Here is a 21,172-nt window from a genome sequence, read left to right as displayed (position 1 = left end):
TCTAGCGTTCTTGAATGGTTGAATTCTGAGATTTGAAAGTGAAACCGAACGATAAAAGATATTTAAGCAGTAATGGGATAAGCTTCCAATGAAGATTAAATGCTCTAAGTTGATTAAAATAAAAAATAGCTAGTCTAATGTTTTCAAACCTGCTTGAGCCAAACTTCCTTAATTGGCCCAAAAACAAGTGAAAAGATTTTCTCTCCATGTTGGCATCGAAACCAACTTTGGACTTTAATTCTAATATAAATGGAAGTATTTTTTTGTTAGCCGAAATCGTATTGTGAAGCCAAACTCCATCGGGATAACCTTTAGAAAAGTGTTCTATTAGAATACCTGGTATAAAGTAGTTTTGGTAACTCTGACTCACCTGATAGCTCAGATCCGTGTCATAGCCATGGAATCCAGGCATGCTTTCATCAAATGGAAACTCTAGAAAAACCGACCTTCTCATGGCAAGAAACATCCCGTCCAAGGCAAATACATTTTGAGGAAATTGCTTTCCCATACTGTTCAATACTCCCAAGCCGGGAACACCATTCTTCGAATTCGAAAGAAAATTAGTATGAATATATCGCTGATTCGATATCCACCAGTCCGTGGGACTAATTGGCAGATACGATGACCCAGCTACACCCAATAAGCCGGGGTTTGCAAGAGTTTCAAAATAATTCAATAAGATTTTGCCCCAATCTTTAGTGTGAAAAATCACATCTTCATGAACAAAAACTAAAATATCATTATTTGCTTTTAGACCCCCATAGTTATAAGCTTTCGTCAAAGGCCATTTATAGATGGCGTTATTTACTTCCAAAATTTCAAAGTCCACACCACAGGATTCTCGAATATTTCGAGAAACTTGTTCAAATAAAAACCTTAACCTACTACAAACAATTATGGATATCAAAATCTAGAAAATAATTTAAACTTCAAATAGTTAATTGAATATAAGAAATTTAAAAAAGTAAAATTTTTAAACAAATTTAATCCCAATAAATAAATTTTTCCTTTTCTGAATTTTTCATCTCTAAATTTAGATGAAATCCCTCTCCCCAAGTAATCGCATAGAATAACATCCACAAACATCCCTTTAAACTTTATAGATGAAAAGAGAAAAATGTTCATGACTAAGTCAGCCTGAATAGGATATTCCAAATCATATCTGTAATAGTCAAAAATTGATTTTTTATAAAAAATTGATTGATGACAAATTCCATATCGGAAAAGATGAAAAAGATTGACTCTATTACCAATTACAGAACTCTTTTCACAATCATAAATCTTACCATAAAAATAATCATACTCGCCAAAAAAGAGAGATTTTGAAAAATTCTTAAACTTGATTATATCGCCCGATCCTAAAAAATAGACCCAGGTACCAGAAGCAAAATCCAGTCCCTTATTCATGGCATCATAAATCCCTCTATCCACTTCACTAACAAAAATAATGTGTAGGTGAGAGAAATCTTCAATAATATTAGATGGATTATCTGAAGAATTATTATCAACAATAATAATATCTAGATCAACTTTGGATGAAAGCTTGCTGATTGAAATTAAACTGTCTCTTAAAAGATCACCAGAATTAAAATTTGGAATTATAATAGATAAACGCACTTAAAGATTATTTGATATAGACACAATCAGAAAATAAAACCCTTCCATTAGTTTTAGAGTAACTTTGATTAAAATTACCTATATACTTAAAGCCCATATTATCCAAAATATTAAAAATTTCCTTGAAGGATGTCTGGCCGCTGTAAAAAGTCTCAAAACAAATCTCTATAACTAACAAAGATGCAATTGAAATAATTTTCAAACCACCTGAAATTACTTGGTTTTCAAAACCTTGAACATCAATTTTAATAAATAAAGGGACATTTAAGTCTAAATGATCATAAAAAGAATCTAAGGTTCGAATCTCAACATCAATTGTTTCAATATTTCCTGTATGGGGATAATTTTCAATATGTTTTTCCTCCATTTTCAAGAAACTAGAAGAAGCTGAAAATTCATCCTTAAAAAAAATCTTTTTCCCATTTTCAAGACCCAGAGCAACATTAAATGAGGTGAAATTATCATCATTTTCAAAAGCAGAATTGAGAATATTAAATTCTCGAAATAATGGTTCAAATGAATAGATTTTAGAATCAGGAAGCAATTTTCTTATTTGTTTCGCAAATTGACCATTATTGGCTCCTATATCTAATACCGTCCGAATTCCCATTTCCTGAATCCATTTGCCTCTTTTTAAAAAATCACGTAAATCACCATTCGTTTCTTTAATCTTAATCAGACGATATCCGAATACACCTAATAATTTATGTCCAAGTTTTTTTATTTTTAGAATCCCCATTTCAACCCGATTTAAAAAAGCATTTGGGCAAAATTATGGTAGCACCAGCAATATTATTCTTATCTAACAGGTGTGGGAATTCATCAACATAGCCAGTAAATTCACAGAAATCATTTCTAAGAAAAGTAATCTCTAGAAGAGATGGTATTCTAACACCTTTGGTAAAGGTAAGATTAGACTTATTATTTGGATGTATATGAACAACGGAATGGTTAATTAATAATTTATTAAAAACCTTTTCTACCATTCTTAAAAAATCTCTTTCAAATATTCTGTTAAAATGATGAAACTCAATTACAATTATTCGAAATTTATTAAGTAAATCATTTGACACTGCCAATAAGCATTCATATTCCGAACCTTCAATGTCCATCTGCAATAATAAATCAGAATTTGAAGCTATTCCTATTGAGTTTTTTACCCATGAATCCATAGTCATATAAATTCCATAATCCATAAAGGATAAATATTTTTTTTCAAAAGAAAATCTCCTATGTTTTACTTTCGGTTGATCTACAGAATAATCTGCCATAAAGACATTAATCCCACGGTTTGCCAAATCAAGTTCAAAGCCTGATTCTGTATCTACACCAGGAGAAAAGCAATTTGAAATCCCATCCAAACAATCTGGAATTAAATAACCGCCGTCATGATCAGGCCCTATCCTGATGAACTCATGTCCTGACTTTTTAGGATGTATTTTTTCTAAGAATTTCTCAACCTGTACAACAGGTGCTTTGGAAACAATAATTATATGAAATTTTCCAGCAATCATACTGACAATACTCTTAATTATTTTATTCATGATAACTACTTATCCTTAGCTTGAAAAGACTATATAAATATAATTAAAATGTAAAATCAATTAATTATACTATCTTAGAATATCAAAAATCATTTCAGCAACAACCATTGATCCATTTGGAGACCAGTGAGAATCATCATAATAATAAAAATCAATAACATTTAATTTATTATCTTTTTTTGCATCTAACAGATTTATAACAGTATATTCTTTTTTCAATGTTGAGTAGTTTGTGAAAAACAAAAGAGACTCAAATTCACTTTGGTATTCAAGATCATTTTTATAAAAATGATACTTATCTGGAACAGGTAAGACAATTAAGTTAACTCCATTATTTTTTAAATCCTTTCCTATAGTATTCAATATATTATTTATAAATTTAAGATCATCAATTGAATTATTCAGCATTATATTGATTACATCTAAGTAGTAAAAATACAGGATTTTACTTTCAACTGAGAATACTCTATTTTTTAATTTTCTGGCATAAACATCTGAAACCAATTTTTCTGGGTATAAATTTCGATAGAGTAAATAATATGGAAATTTAAAAATTCTATTTGAAATCACTGATGTCTTAATTGGTTCAATATGATTCTTTAAAATCGGCTTAAGTGATTGATAGTTCAAAGAAGAGTCCCTATTTAAATTAGCTGCAATTCCAATAAAGTCTCTTTCAACCACTTCCAAAACAACATTTTTTATCTTGAACTCTTCAAAGAAATTCGAATTCTGCAAACATATCAGCATTTGAAAAGGATTATTATGAAGAGAATAATCTATATGAAGAACTGATTTCCCATGTGTCAATTCTAAGTAATTTTGATATCCAGCAGGTCCTTGTTCAGAAAATGAATCACCAATTGTCAATATATCGTATTCCTTTTTTTCTGAATTATCTGTAAGCCTATTATACTTGATTTCTTTGGACAGATCTGCTTTAAATTGATTACGATAATCTGGGAAATTATCTGAGATATAGCCGATCCGGATTAAATCGCCTCTTTCAGCTTCATAATTTAAATTTGTAATTAGGAGAAGTATCGCGAACGGTAACCCCAAAAGAAATAGTTTGATTAAAAACCTCCTCAAAATTGAAAATAAATAAATTGTTGTTCATTTGCTCCAAACCAAATTAAGACAACCATTACACCAACATAAATTGGATATCTGTACCATTTCCTAGAAATAACTTCTAACCAATTAAATTGAATCCTTCCGACCCATTCCAAAATAATAAATAAGAAAAGAAGTACTCTAAGGTCATACCCAAACCATGCGAAGTTCGATGGTAGAAAGGCATTAGAAAACAATCCTCCGAAATATCCCCAAGCATCCCCTACCGTATCCGCCCTAAAAAACACCCATGCTACACAGACCAGCGAAAAGGTTAATAGCATCTGAGCTACTTCTTTGAAGGATGGCAACAAATGCTCCCCTTCGTGTAAGTAGGCTCTATTCTTACCTATTAAGAAAATCGGGATAAATAGCGCTGCATGAATCCCACCCCAAACGATAAATGTCCAGTTGGCTCCGTGCCAGAAGCCTGAAACGAGAAATACGATAAAGATATTCCTAATGGCTTTGGCTTTGGGTACGCGACTTCCCCCCAGGGGGATATAGACATAATCCCGAAACCAGGTGGAAAGGGAGATATGCCATCTACGCCAAAACTCGGCTATATCCCGGCTGAAATAAGGTGTTCGGAAGTTAGTCATCAGATCAAAACCGAATAGCTTGGCTACTCCTATGGCGATATCCGAATAGCCTGAGAAGTCTCCATAGATCTGAAAGGCAAAGAGAACCGCTCCCATGATAAGCTCCAGGCCTGAGGCAGTTTGGTAATTGTCGAAGATGGGATTGACGATCAAGGCGCAATTGTCTGCGATGACCATTTTCTTGAATAGTCCCCAGAGAATGAGTTTCATCCCATCGGAACCCTGCTGATATTCAAATTCCCGCTTTTTGAAGAACTGAGGCAGTAAGTTGGAAGCCCGCTCGATAGGTCCTGCTACCAGTTGTGGAAAGAAGGCTACGAAAGTGAAGAAGGCGATAGGGTCTTTGGTGGGTTTCAGCTTGCCACGATAGACGTCTATGGAATAGCTTAGTGTTTGGAAAGTGTAGAAACTTATACCGACTGGGAGGATTAAGTTTAGGGTGCTGATATGGGGTTGAAAACCTATTGTACTGATTAGGTCAGCCGCTGAATCGATAAAGAAGTTGAAGTACTTGAAGAAGCCTAGAAGGCCGAGGTTGAAGACGAGGGAGAGGGTGAGGTAGAGTTTGCGGCCATGAAAGAGACCGGAGACGGAAGACGGAAGACGGGAGTGTTTGATGACCGATGCGTCATTGCGAAGGTTGTCTGCTGATTCTGAATTATTACTATCGCTATCAACCTGAAGCAATCTCTTTTCTTCACGACCAGATTGCCACGGTGTCCCCGACATTCGTACGGGGCAGGCTGTTCCTCGTCCTAGCAATGACGTCTTCTCCTGATGAGATTGCTTCGTTCCCGACGAATCGGGACAGGCTGTACCTCCTTCCTCCACGGCGGACAGGCGCAATGACGTATGACCTGATGAGATTGCTTCGCTCCCTGCGTCCGCTCGCAATGACGTAGATCTCATTTTCAACCCGCAAAGATAGTCTACAGCAGAACTTGCGATAATTAGACTGAGGAATCTCCAGTCCCACCAGCCGTAGAATACATAGCTAGAAAGTAACAAAAAGGCATTCTGTAGCTTCAAGTTCCTCTGAAATACAAACCAGTATAGTAGGAATACTATGGGTAGGAAGAGAAGGAAGGTGAAGGAGTTGAATAGCAAGGTGGGGTGTTGGGTGGTTGTTGGTTGAGGAGTTAAGGGGGTAAAGGGGTTAAGGGGTTAAGGGGTTTAAGGGTTAAAGGGTTAAGGGTTAAAGGGTTAAAGGGTTAAAAGATTAAAGGGTTAAGGGGTTAAGGGTTAAAAGGTTAAAAGGTTAAAAGGTTAAAGGTTCCGCAACGGCCTGGATTGTACTAGGAGCGGGAATCGAACCCGCTAGTTTGTACCCAGAGCTGGAGTCGAACCAGCATGATGCTTCTCAGGTGTGATCCTGTCAGGACTCGAACCTATAAAGGTTTGATTATATAATAGTTTTGTGGGTGGAACTCGAGTTCTATTACAGTCAGGCCTTGATTCTTGCATCTAGAATCTAGTATCTCGATTCTTGGTTCTTAACTCTTGCTACTTGCTACTTGCTACTTGCTACTTGCTACTTGCTACTCAGAAAACACAGCTTCGCCCTTTCAGTCCCATTTCCAGGGCTTAATCGAGGGAGTAACAGCTAGAAACTTACGATCTTAGGTTCACAAATCGAGATTGCTTCGCTCTGCTTGGAATGCCGTTCATGACTGAGTAATAAATTTACTCGGTTGTTTTTGAAAAGCAAACTTTGGTGTTGGATACTTCGAATTCGCTCCGTATAGGTGTTGGGTGCTGGTTGTTGGTTGTCATTGTTGTTAAGGTTGGCATGGTCGTTACGAAGAGAGCGAGCGTAACCCAGGGTAGGTAATGATTAATGCAATTGACCTCGGAGCAGAGGGAACCTTTTGAAAAAAGGTTTAATCCGAGGAGTAGCGCTAAATTCATATAGGTTAATGAAAAATTCAGCTTCAATCCCTCTATTGACCCGTATCGATAGCGTTGAGGTCATTTTATTCGTCCTTTTGCCTTGACGCAAAAGAACCAAAAAGTCAAGACGCCAGCAAAGCTTCACCCCGCAGGCCAGCCGCCTGGCTCGCTGCTGCGTCCTCCCAGCGCGCCCTCAAACTAAACCAAGGCATTAAACCTGAATTGTCTTGTGTTGGTAATAGATACGGAAGGTCAGGTAAGCACTTTGCGCTGTAGAAACGTAGCAATGCCGTAGGCATACACTATGGGTAGCCCGGGGTTTCAACCCTGGGTAAATAAAGTTCAAAGGCCATTGTCTCCTGCTCCGAATTATTATCTGGAAATCGGAGTCAGTGCAGGAGGTGGGAAAAGGTTACGTGGTATGTATTTTATCAATCCTCAATCCCTCTATTGACCCGTATCGATAGCGTTGAGGTGTTATTTTTCTCTGGTACTTTTGAGGCCAAAAGTATCTCCTCCTGAGGCGGACGGGCAAAAGCCTTCGCCCGAAATCAGCCTTGAATTGCCTGCGGACAATTCATTTATTGGTTCATAGTCCGGCTAAAAACAAACGGATCTCGATCGCCCACTCACGAGCTAGTTTGTTTTTTTAACGCCTTCCTATTTCTCCAATAAACCGTCTGCTTCCAAGGGCACCTTCTTTTACAATTAACTAAGTGCTAAACCTGAACTGTCTTGTGTTGGTAATAGATACGGAAGGTCAGGTAAGTACTATGCGCCGTAGAAACGTAGCAATGCCGTAGGCATACACTATGGGTAGCCCGGGGTTTCAACCCTGGGTAAATAAAGTTCAAAGGCCATTGTCTCCTGCTCCGAATTATTATCTGGAAATCGGAGTCAGTGCAGGAGGTGGAAAAGGGTGCGTGGTAGGTATTTTAGCAATCCTCAATCCCTCTATTGACCTAAATCGATAGGCGTTAAGGTAATTTTATTCGTCCTTTTGCCTTGACGCAAAAGGAGGGCTGAGCATAAGGTAAATGTCCAGTGGACATTTACAGCGAAGAGCCAGGATCGTGGGACACTTGTCTTCGTACTGATCAACTAGGCCTAGATTCCATCGTACCTAAGGCATCGTCTAGCTCACTCTTTTTGATTTCTTGCTCGCTACCCTTAGTAAGTATTTCCTTGAGGTCCATTCCCTCCAGCATTTTAGCAGTACCAGTACCCATTCCCATGACCGTCCGCATGGCATCTTGAGTACTGACACTCAAAAAGGTGATCAGCTCCTTTGGTACATGGTAAATATTGCCATTAGTAGGATTTGGAGCAGTAGGCACAAAGATAGTGTAAAGCTTCTCGTCGATTTGATCTGTGATAAACCCCGTCATCATGGTACCTGATCTAAATGGATCTAGCAGTACTACTTCTGAGAACGGTAGCTTTTTCAGGCCCACAAACTGATAAACCGTTTGATGGATTAAATTATACATTGGGATTCTGGTCAGGTATTTCCTCTCGAAGCTTTTGAAATACACATTTCCAACTTTATTTCGGACTAGCAACCCTATTAAGAAAATAAAAACACATAATATAGCTAGTGATAATATATTGATGAGCCAATGTGGATCTTCGGAACTTGGTTCCAAAGCGGCGCTAAGTGGAGCCACAATCCCAAAAATAAAGTTGAAAACAATCGAAAGAAGAATTAAAATAATGGTGAGCGGCAGAAGAATCAAAAAACCCTGTATCAAGCTATCAAGAATTATCCCTCTTTCGGTTTTCTCTTCTACTACTAATGGGGATTTGGGTTCAGTATTCATGTGGATAAGAATGATTTTTCTAAAGTAGCACGAAACCTATTAGCTAGGAATCGTGCTACAGTTGGTTGATTGGTGGTGTTTGTTCTCTTTTGCAGATCAGGTTTTTCTCACTAAATGCATAATCAAAGAAATGACAAGCAGCACCAAGAAAATGTAGAAGATGATTTGAGCGATCGAAGCTGCACCAGCGGCTATTCCTCCAAATCCTAAAACGGCTGCAATCAGTGCGATTACTAAGAAAATTAAAATCCAGCGTAACATAGTTTTTATTAGTTGATGGTTCGATCAAAAAAGCTTCAAAACCATACCAACTACCTGTGCTAGCCATATTGGTCGCTTTAGTTTCAATCCTAGTGGTCAGAAATAATTATATTGGGGAATACAAGCCCCAGAATCAGCAACTTAGCTATGTGAAATTCCTCTGTAATGAATGAACAAAAAAATAAGCCATCAGAATATCCAATAGCTTATAGGTGATTAATAACAACTTTTTCTAGTTAACTTTTTCGAATACCAGCTTACCTGAGCCAGGATTAGTACTGATAGGTTCCAATATCATTCGATTGCTTTCAACCTTCACTATTTTAGCTTTTCTCGACTCTGTGCCTGTATGAATAGTCAGGACATTGTCAGTACTGATTTCTATTTTCGCTTGCTTCTGCACTACTTCCTGTCGTACATAATCTGTGTAGTTCAGGCTGTCTCCAGGCACGAATTGATATACCGTGTTTTCAAGCCTATTTTGGATTTTGTACTCTAATCCTGCACGCATGGTTGCATCAGCATTCTGATACTGCGGAGAGTTTCGCAATTGATCCATAGCATCAAAGTGTACCAATTGCCATGTACCGATAAGTTGCTGAAACTTAATTTGGCTGGTTTGCAGGACAAAAGCCACTAAAAGAGTGGGGATAATTGATAGATACATGACTAGCTTGTGGCAATTATATTGCCAGAAAAGGGGCATTTGGATATTACAAATTCCAAAGTCGATATCACTTACTACTGCACAAGCCTACTAGTTAAGAAAGGTAGCCATTCATCAGCTTGCTTTTCGGCATATTCAGACAAGAAATAGGCTAGAGAAGGTTTAAATGGCATGGATTGCATTTTGAGTCCTGCTTCTTCAGGGCTTTTATTCCCCTTCAGGACATTGCATCTATGACAGGCAGTGGTCAAATTAGTCCAGTTGGATTTCCCTCCTTTGGATCGAGGTACCACGTGGTCTATAGTCAGTTGCCGCTTACTTCCACAATATTGGCATTCTCCTCGGTCTCTTCTGAAAAGATTCACTCGATTGAGCAACACTCCCCGATAAGGAATACTCTTGTAGTGATTAAGACAGATCACTGCCGGGTATTCAAAACTCCGGCTGACTGTCCGAATCTGAAGCAAATCATATACGGATAAGCAATTTGCTTTCTGCATTAGAAGCAGGACGATGGCTTTTTGTGGCGATACTACCGCCACGGGGGAATAATCTAGATTCAATACCAATACCCGCTTTTCCATAATTTAACTTAAAATTGAGCGAGTTTCTAACTCCACCTGTTTATGCTTATTGCTCCGCAAGAAGGCATCCCATTCACTCAAGTCAGAAACTTTTATTCTATTGTCCATCCAAAATACTTCCTCAGCTCCAAGATACAAGGCAAAGTTGACTTGCTTCTTTTCCAACTCCCTGAAAATAAATAAATCACCCGGCAATACGAGTTCAGGATCAATTTTTCTGCCTGGAATTTGCCCAGACTTCCAAGAATAGCCAGCAATACTAAAGATCAATTCAAATCCTTGGCGCTCGTCCAATCCAAAAATACTCCTCCCTCCTGACTGATAGGGCGCATTGACATACTTGACAGCAATATCAATCAGCTGGGATCTATCTGCTTTTATCGCATGACTGCGTACTGAGCCGGTAAATCCTAGGTGATCTTGCCAATTAAAAAGCTCCAAATCCGAGAAATGAAGTCTGCTGCCCGGAAGCAGATAAAGATTGGTACCAAGATATTCTATAGCCGCGATGGGACTAGTGACAACCTGAAAATCTGTATTGAGTAACTTATAATAATCAGCTCCAGGAATTTCTTTCAAAGCCTGCGTGGTAATCCAACCCTGCAACCCTGTGTCTTCATGCAATATTTTGAACCATTGCTGGTCAGAGGTCATGGCTGTCGTTTGATAGCATTCGCCAAAAAGTAACTGTGTGACCAGTGATGAATCGAAAGTAGGTCTGCGGTAAAGAGGAAGGATAGTTTGCCTACAGATCCCAAAAGCATCAATCAAAGGCCATTCGCCGAATTTCTCTTTTTGCATCTTTTTCCTTCAAGTCCTGTCGTTTGTCGTGTGTTTTCTTACCGCGGCCAAGCGCAATTTCCATTTTGGCCATACCTCGATCGTTGATAAATATACGAACAGGAATGATAGTCAGCCCTTTTTCCTGGGACTTAGTTTCGAGTTTTTCGAGTTCTTTTTTACTCATCAGCAACTTCCTGTCCCGAATCGCCACATGATTATAACTTGCTGCCATAGAATAAGGTGCGATATGCATCTGTCTCACATACAGCTCTCCATCCAAAAAAATGCAAAACGCTTCAGTCAGTGATACTTTTGCTTCACGAATGGACTTGATCTCAGTACCTTTCAGCACCATGCCAGCCACATAGGTATCTACAAATTCAAACTGAAAACTTGCCTTTCTATTTTTAATGTTGATGACTTTGTCAAACTTATTATCCTTAGCCATGCTTAGATTTTCATTTTTGCGAGAGGAGTGACATCCATAGATGAAAATTCTCCTTTCAGGTATTTGTAATGTGCTGCCATGGCTATCATGGCGGCATTGTCTGTACAGTATTCGAATTTCGGGATGTACAGGTTCCATCCTTTTTCCCCTGCCAGCTTAATCAAGGTATCCCTTAATCCGGAGTTGGCAGATACTCCGCCGGCAATGGCGACTTCTTTCACACCATATTGATCTACTGCTGCTTTCAATTTAATCAAAAGCATTTCTACTAGTGAGTATTGTATGCTGGCGCAAAGATCAGCTAAATTCTCTTCGATGAAATTTGGATTTTCTTTCAATTGGTCTCGAAGAAAATACAATACAGCTGTCTTAATCCCGCTAAAGGAATAATTCAATCCCGGCATTCTGGTGATTGGCAATTGATACGCTTTGGGGTTTCCTAGCTTAGCATACTTGTCAATAAGCGGGCCACCCGGGTATGGTAGGCCTAATAACTTGGCAGTTTTGTCAAAGGCCTCTCCCACCGCATCATCTAGGGTCTCGCCTATCACTTCCATATTCAGGTGATCTTTCACCAAAACCAACTGCGTATGACCTCCACTCACTGTCAAACATATAAATGGGAAGTTCGGCTTGGGATCATCTATGAAGTGTGCCAATATATGCGCATTCATGTGATTCACTTCGATCAGCGGGATTTTCTTAGCAAAGGCAAAAGCCTTGGCAAAGCTCACGCCTACTAGTAATGACCCCATAAGACCTGGCCCTCTGGTAAATGCAACTGCCGAAAGCTGACCTTTTGAAATCCCGGAGGATACTATAGCCTCTTGAACGACCGGGATAAGATTTTCCTGGTGCGCACGCGAGGCAAGCTCAGGAACTACTCCCCCATATTTTTCGTGAACAGATTGCGTGGCGACAATATTATTAAGTACTTTGCCGTCAGCTATTACAGCTGCAGAGGTCTCGTCGCACGAGGATTCAATTGCTAGAATAAAGATATCGTTGGTACCCATTGGAAATGAACGCGAAAGTTACGGATTTTTTGCACAAAGCGTTTCGGGTGTCGCTTTGGATCGTCTTTTCACTGTTCATGCTTTTTATAGTAGTGGCTCTGAGTCTTCAAATCACCTGGATTCAGAATAAGGTAATCGACTCTGTAACAGGTGTTCTCAACAGCAACTCCGCTTTTCACACCGAGATCGGCAAGATCAAGCTTACCTGGTGGGATGCACTTGAACTAGACGACGTAGTGATCCGGGATCATCGTGATAGCCTGATGATCGGTGCCAAAAAGATCAAAGCTGACTTTGAATTTCTCTCCTTAATCCCGCCGGGAGTCACCACCATCAATGCCGTGCGCATGGAGAAGGCAAAGCTCCACCTGCTCACTCATGACGGTGATACTGCCATGAATATCAATCTCTGGATAGAAGAACTGGCGAATATTTTCAGTAGCAGCAGTAAAAGTAGCAGCCCCACTCAGTTTAAAATTAATTCGGTGGAGTTGAGAAACTCCGAAATCTTTATCGTAAATGAAATCACCGATGCGATCACCAAAGGCCTAGATTACGGTAGGCTACGCTTTTCTGATATCACCTTGAACGCAAGCGATTTCTACTTAGACGGGTCTGAGATTGGAGCTGATATAAAAATGCTGACAGGCACAGAACTCACTTCAGGTTTTGAGATTATGGAGCTCAAAACTGATTTGACTTATGGGGTAGAATTTCTGGAGTTTGATAAGCTAAGTTTAAAGTCTGCCAATAGCCATATCAAAAACTTCCTTCGGTTTGAATACGCTACCCCTGCAGCATTTACCAATTTTGTAGGAGAGGTAGTAATTATCACCAATTTAGAAGAAACCAAGCTTGACCTGGGAGATCTCAAACTTTTTGCTCCCTTGCTTCCCGATATTAAGGATGAAATCTATCTATCGGGCAAAGTAGCCGGGCCATTATCCGATATTAGGTCAGAAGAACTACTGATTAGAATTGGAGAAAAAACGGCGATTTTCGGTGCCTTCAAGCTAGATGGGCTTCCAGATATCAACGATACTTACATCAATCTTTCACTAAAAAACTCTACAATTTATTCCAAAGATCTTGCTCCCTATTTACCCCTTAACTTATCCCAGCAAATCAATAAATTCAACACAATACGTCTTACAGCAGATTTCGCTGGCTACTTGCACAGGTTCGATACCAATGGAGAGTTTAAAACATCCATAGGAGATATTGCAGGCAGAGTGAGTTTTGATATGGTCGATGGGCTCCCCACTACCGTTTCTAATATTACCACGAGGAATCTTGACTTGGGAATAATCGCAGAAGACAGAGAATTATTGCAGAAGGTAAGTCTAAAAGGTCATGTAAATACAACGGGCAATTCTATCGACAACCTATTGATCAATGTGAATGCAGATGTCACAAGATTTGGCTTCAAAAACTACATATATACCAACATTAAAACCGATGCCACTTACGGCAGGGATCTATTTAAGGGAAATCTGACTATAAATGACCCAAACTTTAAAATCAATGCAAACGGAGAGCTAAATCTCCGTGAATCCACCGATTCTGTACGGATGAGTTTGCAAATTGACACGGCATTTTTAGATCGGTTGCACCTCACAGAGAAGGCTACTTTTATCAGCGGCAATCTATACATCGATGTAAAAGGTATAGAGCTGGACGATATTCAGGGGATAGCGCGATTCCGCAATATTGAAGTAGGCTATGAGGATAGGTTTTTGGAGGTGGGTAATTTCAATTTCCAATCGCTTTTTGCCGGTGGTACTCGTACTATGTCAATTAATTCTGACTACCTAGTTGCAGCTGCTTCAGGTCAATTTAACCTAGAGCAAATGGGGAGAGATTTGGATATACTTCTCCAGCAGTATATCGCCATTATCCTAAATGAAGAGCAACCCATCGCAGATCTCGAGAGGAATTTCTCTGAGATATACAGTCTTGATCTCAACCTTCGGCTGATCAATATCAATCCGATCGTTCAACTTGTGGAGCCTGATCTCAGTTTCTCACAAAATATGGTATTGGAAGGCGCCTTCTATCAAACAAAGGAAAATACTGTCTTTAACTTTTTCACCAGTATAGATACGCTTAAATTTAAAAACCACTCAGCCCAAAATATCAATATTGATTTCAACACTTCCAAGCTCATCAATAGCCCAGATATCTTGGCCTCTTTCTACGTTTATTCTAAATCTCAGGAAATAGGAAAATCCCTTCAGTTTACCAATTTTGGTTTTGAGGCGATTTGGGATAAAGATCAGATGGATATGGACTTCACGCTAGATCAAGACTCGACACAAAGCGCTGCCAGAGTCAAAGCCACGGCTCGCTTTTCCTCCCAAAATACCCAACTCGCTTTTGATCCATCTTCATTAAAAGTACTGGATCGCGAATGGAAATTTGACTCTCTCAACCTGATCACTATCACCCCAGGGTTAATTCAGGTGGACAGCTTGAAACTTTTCAATGAAAATCAATTCATCTCTCTCCAAGGAAAAGCCAGCAGCGAGCCAGATGACCAGCTGAACCTGACGGTCAACAATGTAAATATTGATCTTCTCAACACACTTTTTCCTCAAGACTTTGACGGCACGGCCAATGGCTTCATTTCTGTTGATCATCTGTTTGACAATTCATTGATGCGGGGAGAATTCACCCTAAGCAAGCTAGCCATCAATCGGTTTCCTATAGGGGATATGAGCGCCAGCGCCACCCTGGACTTGGACAGATTGCAAGTCTCACTTACTAATGTCAGTCAAGGCAAGGAGACAATTAATCTTAACGGATATATGCTAGTGGAAAACCAAGAATTGACTATGCAGGCCTCTCTAAACGACGCAAGCTTAGTAATTCTTGAACCGTTTTTATCCAATTACTTGTCTGATATGGGAGGTACCGTTTCCGGTAAAATGGACTTGAGAGGCACGATGGCTGATCCTCGTATCGAAGGCACAGGAAGGCTGAAGGATGGGAGATTGACTGTAAACTACCTTAAAACCACCTATTTTCTCAATGGAAACATTCTTTTCAGACCTTCTCAAGTCAGTTTTCAGCAGATAGAAATGAAGGATCTTTTTGGCAATCAAGCTACACTCACCGGCGGTATCTATCATCAGGGATTTAAAAATATCCGATTGAATATCAGAGCCAACCTCAATAATCTTCAAGTAATGAATACCACGGATGAGGACAATGAGACCTTCTATGGAACGGCCTTCGTGACTGGGACGGCTGAGGTAATAGGCACTACCAAAAACCTGGATATCAATGCCAGAGCAACCAGTCAGCCCAACACAAGAATCTATATCCCTTTGAGCAGTAATAATACCCAAGCTCAGGAGGATTTCATTCACATGATTAACATCCAGGACACCGTACGCATCCAGCAAATTGCAGAAGAAATCAATCGACTGGAAATAGAAAATGTACGGATGAATTTCGTGCTGGACATCACACCCGATGCCTATGCAGAGATCATCATAGATCCTCGCACAGAGGAAGGAATATCCGGGCGAGGCCGAGGTATCTTGACAATGAACATAGATACTCAGGGGAATTTCACCCTAAACGGCACCTACGAAATCACCGAAGGCATGTACAATTTCTCGCTTTATAATGTGGTGAAAAAACAATTCAGCATCAAGCCGGGTGGTCGAATCACCTGGTATGGAGACCCATATACCGGAATAATGGACATTTCGGCAGAATATACAGAAAGCGTATCCTTACAGCCACTGCTAGCATCTACTGTGTCCACCGACAATCAAAGCTCTACCTCCAGCCGCAGATACCCTGTCAAAGTGCTATTAAACCTAGATGGTGAGCTACTCTCTCCAGACATTACTTTTGGATTTGACTTTACCGAATTCCCGTCCAGCGGAAATACCCAGACGACCATTTCCTCTTTCCAAAATAAAATCGCGAATGATGAACAGGAGATGAATCGGCAGGTTTTCTCCGTGATTATGACTCGATCATTTTCACCGGAAGGTCAATTCTCGGGCGTGTCCAATATTTCATCCAGCTTGGGTCAGTTGCTATCTTCTCAGCTGAATAGCTTCCTTGGTCAGGTAGATAAAAATCTGGAAGTAGATCTGGATGTAGCCAGCTTGGATCAAAATGCATTGGAAACTTTCCAGCTCAGTGTGGCATATACGTTCCTAGATGGTCGTCTTCGTGTATCTAGAGATGGTGGATTTACGAATAATCAAGGTAATGCTAGCGCCTCCTCCATCATCGGTGATTGGCAGGCAGAATACATGCTTACTGAAGACGGGGTTTATAGAATCCGGATTTTCAATCGCAACAATTTCAATACGTTTACCTCGCTTTCTCTTTCCAAAAACGTATCAACATACGGTGTTGCAGTATCTCAAAGTGTTTCATTCAATTCTTTTTCTGAGCTTTTCAACAAAATAACTAGGAAGAAAAAAGAGAAATCAATCCTCAACGATCAAGATGATTTCTTGCGCTATCAATTTGAAAATAAGGAGGAATGGAAACCAATCCCACTGGACAATATTGAAGAAAAGCTGGACTCTTTGGATAAAGAACGAAGAGTACGATTATTGAATGACGGAGGTTTTTAAAACAATTATAAACACATGAAAAAAGTAAGCATTTTTTGGTTTCGGAGAGACCTCAGATTGGAAGATAATCACGGCCTTTACCAGGCGCTTAACCAAAATGAAAACATCTTACCTCTTTTCATTTTTGACAAAAACATACTCGATAAGCTAGATAATAAGAAGGATGCCAGAGTGGAATTTATCCACGATCAAATCAGCCAGATTCATCAGGAATTAGACAAAAAAGGAGCATCGGTTTTGGTCAAATACGGAGATCCTGAAGCCATTTATAAGCAGCTTCTAAGTGATTATTCTATTCAAACGGTATATACCAATCGGGACTATGAGCCCTACGCCAAAAGCCGTGACGAAAAGATTAAATTACTCTTGGCAGGCGAGCAAATCCCATTTCACACCTATAAAGATCAACTAATCTTCGAGCCAGGAGAAATCCTGAATGGCTCGGGGGAATTCTACAAGGTCTATACTCCGTTTAGTAAGGTTTGGCTGAGCAAATTTGACCCCGAAAAACTCGAAGTGTTTAAACCCATCCAATGGAAAAATTTGCTTCAGACATCTGCTCTGGAACTTCCTACTTTAAAGGATATTGGCTTTGCAAAAAGTAACATACCAATTCCATCCAAAACCACAGATGAGAAAATCATTTCACACTACAGTGAAACTCGTGATTTCCCTGCTGAAAATGCCACTTCAAGACTGGGGATTCATTTGCGCTTTGGAACCATCTCCATCCGAAAACTTGCCCTAAAAGCATCAGAACTCAATGCTACTTTCCTGAATGAATTGATCTGGCGGGAGTTTTATATGATGATTTTGGCCTTCAATCCAGGCGTGGTTGATAAGGCTTTCAAGCCTGCTTATGATCGAATTCCGTGGAGAAATAACGAAGAAGAATTTGCCGCATGGTGTGAAGGCAACACGGGCTACCCTATCGTAGATGCGGGTATGAGAGAACTGAATGCCACTGGCTACATGCACAACCGTGTGCGGATGGTGGTAGCATCTTTTCTCACCAAACACCTACTGATCGATTGGCGATGGGGCGAAGCTTATTTTGCAGAGAAGCTGCTAGACTACGAATTGGCTTCAAATAATGGTGGCTGGCAATGGGCAGCAGGCACTGGGACAGATGCCCAGCCTTACTTTCGCGTGTTCAATCCTACTTCTCAGCAAGAGAAATTTGACAAGGACTGGAAGTACATCAAAAAATGGATTCCTGAAATAAACTCAGATAAGTACCCAAAACCGATAGTAGATCATAAATTTGCAAGGCAACGTGCAATCGACACCTACAAATCAGCCCTGAATCAATGAATATCGGAGACCGAGTAAGACTACTTCACGGAAAGGAAGAAGGAATCATCCGCAAAATTTCCTCTAGTGGTAGAATACAGATAGAAATCGAGGATGGATTTATTATCCCTGCTTTGAAATCAGAATTGGTGCTAATTCACGAATCTGAAAAGAAGCACTTTGGCGAAAAGCCAGTAGATGAGACGGAAATCGACACCCCCCTTCCTATTTCTGGACCAAAAGACCAGGGGCTTTACCTCGCTTTTGTTCCCATCAATGATCAAAGTCTCAGCCTTTATATCATCAACGACAGCCGTCAGGCTTATCTGGCACATGCTTCGGAAGTGTTTGGTGACAATCATCGTACCTTGCTCGCTGATACTCTAAAGCCTGGTGATGCCAAGAAATTTGATGATCGACTGCTGAAGGAAATGGACGAATGGCCAGCATTTTTGCTGCGCTTTATCCCAATTCACAATCAATTGGAAAAGGCAATTCCAGCTTTTGAGCGTCAGCTTAAGATGAAGCCCACGCAGTTTTTCAAACATCTCAGCAAGGCCCCACGGCTGGATAAAACGGCATACATTTTCGGCTTAGAACAAACTACCAAAGAGCTGGACATTCGGGCACTGAATCAGGATCTGGATGAAATCAGGCCAAAATCTGAAACTCCAAAAACTCCAAAACCTGCCAGATCTATAGACTTACACATCGAGAAATTGGTAACTGATTCCAAAGGAATGAGCAATTCGGAAATGCTCCGAGTGCAATTGGATACTTTTGATAGAAATCTGGATCAGGCTATCGCTTCGGGAATGGATGAGATCACTTTTATCCACGGCATCGGCAACGGCGTGCTTCGCAAAGAAATTCACAAGCGCCTCAGTCAACTCCAAAATATTAAGTACTTTCAGGATACTCAAAAAGATCAGTGGGGCTACGGTGCTACCTTGGTCAGAATCTCCTAATCTATGCAGGCAAAGGTATCCCCTGTCTTTCAGCTTTTTGAATCGCAGCACCAAGAAGCTAAGGCACTTTTCTTGGTTTTGGGTAAGCAGATCAAGTCAAAGAAGGCCATAGAGCTTCTTGGTAAAATGCACTTTCTGGAGCTTTATGCTGATTTAATGGCAAAGGTTCACTTTGAAATTGAAGGCTTAAATTTCAATATTTTCTCAGATTTCAAACTGATGAAGAGTAGCCTGCGCAATATCCATCACTTCAAACTCGCTGAAAAAAGCCTAAATCATCGCGAACTAGAATTAGACATCAAATACAACGGCTATCGTATTCATCTGGACAAATACAAAAAGAAACTCTACACAGAAGCTTTTGACCTGATCGTGAGTACCACCCTGAAAAGTTGGGATGAATTTCATCAGAAAGCCATGAATGCAAGTCGTGGCATAAAAGCACTGACGATTAATACAGCAGTAAATCAGATTGTGCAGGAAGAGCTGGAGTTTTTCACTCTTGACCACAAAGGTAGCATGGACAGCAAAGCCTTGAAAGATACTTTTGAAGGCTTACGCACGATTATCATGTTGGAAAACACCCTTATCCACATGGGATTCAACTCTATATTTGTGACAGGGATACACGAGGAAATCGAAGCTTTGAAAAACAATCTGAAACCATGGTATTCCAATCACCTGTCGCTCCAGTCGTTGACACATTTCCTGGGTACCAAGCAGGAAGTTTCCAAAAAGTACCTGGATTGGGCCAAAGAGCTCAAAATAGAAAAGAAACTCCTCTCAGCCCAAGCAGAGAAACAAGCACATCAGTTATTTGATAAGATTTTGGGTTAAGTTTCTGACCCTAAGAATTAATCTAATCACCACTAGACAAGAAGCTTGAAAAGAGGTCGAACAAAATTCGGGGAAATACTTTGCCAACAAGAAGATCGCAAAACCGAGTATGAAATTTTATTCACCGGAAAATGAAAAAGCAGTGTGGGAGTACTGTAAACTAATAACTCAACCCTATTTGGACTAAAAGTGTGGAAAGGACAGCCCTTCACCCAAAGCCCAGCAGCAAGTACATCATTCGTTTGATAAGATAAGCTCAAAAATCAATTCTAATTTTTTTAGAACACGTATAAGAGACTTATATTATACACGTGTGGTATTTTTTATTAAATTTGAAAAAAAGGCTTATGAATACTAAACTCACATTAACCATTGAACGAGATGTAATTCAAAAAGCTAAGGAATACGCAAAAGAGAAAAACCGTAGCCTTTCTGATATCATTGAAAATTACTTGAAAAGTCTTACTCAAGAAAACAGGGAGGAGAACAAATCTAAACTTACACCTATTGTCAAATCTCTGAAGGGCTCTTTTAAAATACCCGAAGACTTTGATTACAAAGAAGAGTTGAAAAAAATCCTTCAAGAAAAGCACCTATAAATGGACAAGATACTCATTGACTCAGATGTTATTTTGGATTTTTTCTTTGATCGCCAACCATTCGTTGACTTTGCAACACAGATTTTTCTTCGCTGCGAAACAAAGGAAATATTAGGTTTCACCACCCCAGTCATCATTTGCAATGTCTATTACCTACTAAGCAAAACTGCCAAACATGAGGTAATTATTGAAAAGCTAAAACAGCTTTTAAGCATTATCGGGATTGCCACGATGAACAAGGATGTCGTGATAGCCGCTTTAAACTCAAAGTTTAAAGATTTCGAAGATGCATTGCAAAGTTGCGCAGCGCAAAATCAGGGAGATATTTCGATCATACTGACTAGAAATATAAAAGATTATAAGAAAAGTGAATTAGCGATATTATCACCGGAGATGTATCTAAATAGGTAAAGGAGTAAATAATCATTAATTTTTCTCAGTCAACTAAAAATTAATTACTGATATAGCATTTCCGAAATTGCATATAGGTTTTCTTAACTCATATTTTAACATTAATATT

General features: G+C 39.6%; 19 protein-coding genes. 6 read left to right on the top strand and 13 right to left on the bottom strand.

The annotated features are described in order from the left end of the window. Position 1: 1 nt before the first annotated feature. The 13 genes from U3A58_RS18685 to tsaD form a co-directional block, all read right to left on the bottom strand. The gene (locus U3A58_RS18685) at positions 2 to 907 is read right to left on the bottom strand and encodes a glycosyltransferase (protein WP_323825919.1); all 906 of its coding nucleotides are present in this window, start codon (positions 905 to 907) and stop codon (positions 2 to 4) included. After that, the gene (locus tag U3A58_RS18680; protein WP_323825918.1) at positions 904 to 1,617 is read right to left on the bottom strand and encodes a glycosyltransferase; all 714 of its coding nucleotides are present in this window, start codon (positions 1,615 to 1,617) and stop codon (positions 904 to 906) included. Before U3A58_RS18680 ends, U3A58_RS18685 begins: the two co-directional genes overlap by 4 nt. 7 nt (positions 1,618 to 1,624) lie before the next feature. Further along, the gene (locus U3A58_RS18675) at positions 1,625 to 2,356 is read right to left on the bottom strand and encodes an FkbM family methyltransferase (RefSeq protein WP_323825917.1); all 732 of its coding nucleotides are present in this window, start codon (positions 2,354 to 2,356) and stop codon (positions 1,625 to 1,627) included. Between the two features lies 1 nt (position 2,357). Beyond that, positions 2,358 to 3,161: an FkbM family methyltransferase gene (locus tag U3A58_RS18670; RefSeq protein ID WP_323825916.1), complete on the bottom strand. Its 804-nt coding sequence runs from the start codon at positions 3,159 to 3,161 to the stop codon at positions 2,358 to 2,360. 69 nt (positions 3,162 to 3,230) lie between these two features. Further along, entirely contained in the window at positions 3,231 to 4,223 is a 993-nt protein-coding gene (locus U3A58_RS18665) for an alginate O-acetyltransferase AlgX-related protein (RefSeq protein ID WP_323825915.1), read from the bottom strand. Positions 4,224 to 4,249: 26 nt separating this feature from the next. Then, positions 4,250 to 5,908 carry an MBOAT family O-acyltransferase gene (locus U3A58_RS18660; protein WP_416377311.1) on the bottom strand — a complete coding sequence of 553 codons (1,659 nt, stop codon included), beginning with the start codon at positions 5,906 to 5,908 and terminating at the stop codon, positions 4,250 to 4,252. 1,958 nt (positions 5,909 to 7,866) lie between these two features. Then, entirely contained in the window at positions 7,867 to 8,589 is a 723-nt protein-coding gene (locus tag U3A58_RS18655; protein ID WP_323825913.1) for a DUF502 domain-containing protein, read from the bottom strand. 96 nt (positions 8,590 to 8,685) lie between these two features. After that, positions 8,686 to 8,850 (bottom strand): DUF1328 domain-containing protein, encoded by a 165-nt coding sequence (locus U3A58_RS18650; protein ID WP_092895095.1) that lies wholly within the window; start codon positions 8,848 to 8,850, stop codon positions 8,686 to 8,688. A gap of 232 nt (positions 8,851 to 9,082) precedes the next feature. Then, complete coding sequence (locus U3A58_RS18645) at positions 9,083 to 9,517, bottom strand: hypothetical protein (RefSeq protein WP_323825912.1); 435 nt, start codon at positions 9,515 to 9,517, stop codon at positions 9,083 to 9,085. A 74-nt stretch (positions 9,518 to 9,591) separates the two neighbouring features. Continuing rightward, on the bottom strand, positions 9,592 to 10,101 hold the full coding sequence (locus tag U3A58_RS18640) for an HNH endonuclease (RefSeq protein ID WP_323825911.1): 510 nt from the start codon (positions 10,099 to 10,101) through the stop codon (positions 9,592 to 9,594). 3 nt (positions 10,102 to 10,104) lie between these two features. Next, positions 10,105 to 10,902 (bottom strand): hypothetical protein, encoded by a 798-nt coding sequence (locus U3A58_RS18635; protein WP_323825910.1) that lies wholly within the window; start codon positions 10,900 to 10,902, stop codon positions 10,105 to 10,107. Beyond that, positions 10,865 to 11,332, bottom strand: a complete 468-nt coding sequence (gene smpB, locus U3A58_RS18630) for an SsrA-binding protein SmpB (RefSeq protein WP_323825909.1) — start codon at positions 11,330 to 11,332, stop codon at positions 10,865 to 10,867. The genes U3A58_RS18635 and smpB overlap by 38 nt, the downstream gene beginning before the upstream one ends. A 2-nt stretch (positions 11,333 to 11,334) precedes the next feature. After that, positions 11,335 to 12,348, bottom strand: coding sequence for a tRNA (adenosine(37)-N6)-threonylcarbamoyltransferase complex transferase subunit TsaD (tsaD, locus tag U3A58_RS18625; RefSeq protein ID WP_323825908.1), 1,014 nt, complete (start codon positions 12,346 to 12,348; stop codon positions 11,335 to 11,337). A 5-nt stretch (positions 12,349 to 12,353) separates the two neighbouring features. Between tsaD and U3A58_RS18620 the strand changes: the two genes are divergently transcribed. The 6 genes from U3A58_RS18620 (at position 12,354) to U3A58_RS18595 (ending at position 21,063) form a co-directional block, all read left to right on the top strand. After that, positions 12,354 to 16,955, top strand: a complete 4,602-nt coding sequence (locus U3A58_RS18620) for a translocation/assembly module TamB domain-containing protein (protein ID WP_323825907.1) — start codon at positions 12,354 to 12,356, stop codon at positions 16,953 to 16,955. A 15-nt stretch (positions 16,956 to 16,970) separates the two neighbouring features. After that, positions 16,971 to 18,269 (top strand): cryptochrome/photolyase family protein, encoded by a 1,299-nt coding sequence (locus U3A58_RS18615; RefSeq protein WP_323825906.1) that lies wholly within the window; start codon positions 16,971 to 16,973, stop codon positions 18,267 to 18,269. Further along, positions 18,266 to 19,216 (top strand): Smr/MutS family protein, encoded by a 951-nt coding sequence (locus U3A58_RS18610; RefSeq protein WP_323825905.1) that lies wholly within the window; start codon positions 18,266 to 18,268, stop codon positions 19,214 to 19,216. The genes U3A58_RS18615 and U3A58_RS18610 overlap by 4 nt, the downstream gene beginning before the upstream one ends. A gap of 3 nt (positions 19,217 to 19,219) precedes the next feature. After that, a complete protein-coding gene (locus U3A58_RS18605) occupies positions 19,220 to 20,053 on the top strand; it encodes a hypothetical protein (RefSeq protein WP_323825904.1) in 834 nt (277 codons plus the stop codon). 347 nt (positions 20,054 to 20,400) lie between these two features. Continuing rightward, entirely contained in the window at positions 20,401 to 20,652 is a 252-nt protein-coding gene (locus U3A58_RS18600; protein ID WP_323825903.1) for a DUF6364 family protein, read from the top strand. Next, positions 20,653 to 21,063, top strand: coding sequence for a type II toxin-antitoxin system VapC family toxin (locus U3A58_RS18595; protein ID WP_323825902.1), 411 nt, complete (start codon positions 20,653 to 20,655; stop codon positions 21,061 to 21,063). Positions 21,064 to 21,172: the final 109 nt, after the last annotated feature.

Origin of the sequence: Algoriphagus persicinus (assembly GCF_035156415.1) — a bacterium.
Lineage (GTDB): Bacteria > Bacteroidota > Bacteroidia > Cytophagales > Cyclobacteriaceae > Algoriphagus > Algoriphagus persicinus.
The sequence above is the reverse complement of the archived record's forward strand: the minus strand, read 5'-3'. Positions and strand labels throughout refer to the sequence as shown.

Excerpts from the sequence above, each read along its gene's own strand:
- U3A58_RS18675 (WP_323825917.1), bottom strand. The coding sequence starts at position 2,356 with ATGGGGATTCTAAAAATAAAAAAACTTGGACATAAATTATTAGGTGTA.
- U3A58_RS18670 (WP_323825916.1), bottom strand. The coding sequence starts at position 3,161 with ATGAATAAAATAATTAAGAGTATTGTCAGTATGATTGCTGGAAAATTT.
- U3A58_RS18655 (WP_323825913.1), bottom strand. The coding sequence starts at position 8,589 with ATGAATACTGAACCCAAATCCCCATTAGTAGTAGAAGAGAAAACCGAA.
- U3A58_RS18650 (WP_092895095.1), bottom strand. The coding sequence starts at position 8,850 with ATGTTACGCTGGATTTTAATTTTCTTAGTAATCGCACTGATTGCAGCC.
- U3A58_RS18645 (WP_323825912.1), bottom strand. The coding sequence starts at position 9,517 with ATGTATCTATCAATTATCCCCACTCTTTTAGTGGCTTTTGTCCTGCAA.
- U3A58_RS18640 (WP_323825911.1), bottom strand. The coding sequence starts at position 10,101 with ATGGAAAAGCGGGTATTGGTATTGAATCTAGATTATTCCCCCGTGGCG.
- U3A58_RS18635 (WP_323825910.1), bottom strand. The coding sequence starts at position 10,902 with ATGCAAAAAGAGAAATTCGGCGAATGGCCTTTGATTGATGCTTTTGGG.
- smpB (WP_323825909.1), bottom strand. The coding sequence starts at position 11,332 with ATGGCTAAGGATAATAAGTTTGACAAAGTCATCAACATTAAAAATAGA.
- tsaD (WP_323825908.1), bottom strand. The coding sequence starts at position 12,348 with ATGGGTACCAACGATATCTTTATTCTAGCAATTGAATCCTCGTGCGAC.
- U3A58_RS18620 (WP_323825907.1), top strand. The coding sequence starts at position 12,354 with ATGAACGCGAAAGTTACGGATTTTTTGCACAAAGCGTTTCGGGTGTCG.
- U3A58_RS18615 (WP_323825906.1), top strand. The coding sequence starts at position 16,971 with ATGAAAAAAGTAAGCATTTTTTGGTTTCGGAGAGACCTCAGATTGGAA.
- U3A58_RS18610 (WP_323825905.1), top strand. The coding sequence starts at position 18,266 with ATGAATATCGGAGACCGAGTAAGACTACTTCACGGAAAGGAAGAAGGA.
- U3A58_RS18605 (WP_323825904.1), top strand. The coding sequence starts at position 19,220 with ATGCAGGCAAAGGTATCCCCTGTCTTTCAGCTTTTTGAATCGCAGCAC.
- U3A58_RS18600 (WP_323825903.1), top strand. The coding sequence starts at position 20,401 with ATGAATACTAAACTCACATTAACCATTGAACGAGATGTAATTCAAAAA.
- U3A58_RS18595 (WP_323825902.1), top strand. The coding sequence starts at position 20,653 with ATGGACAAGATACTCATTGACTCAGATGTTATTTTGGATTTTTTCTTT.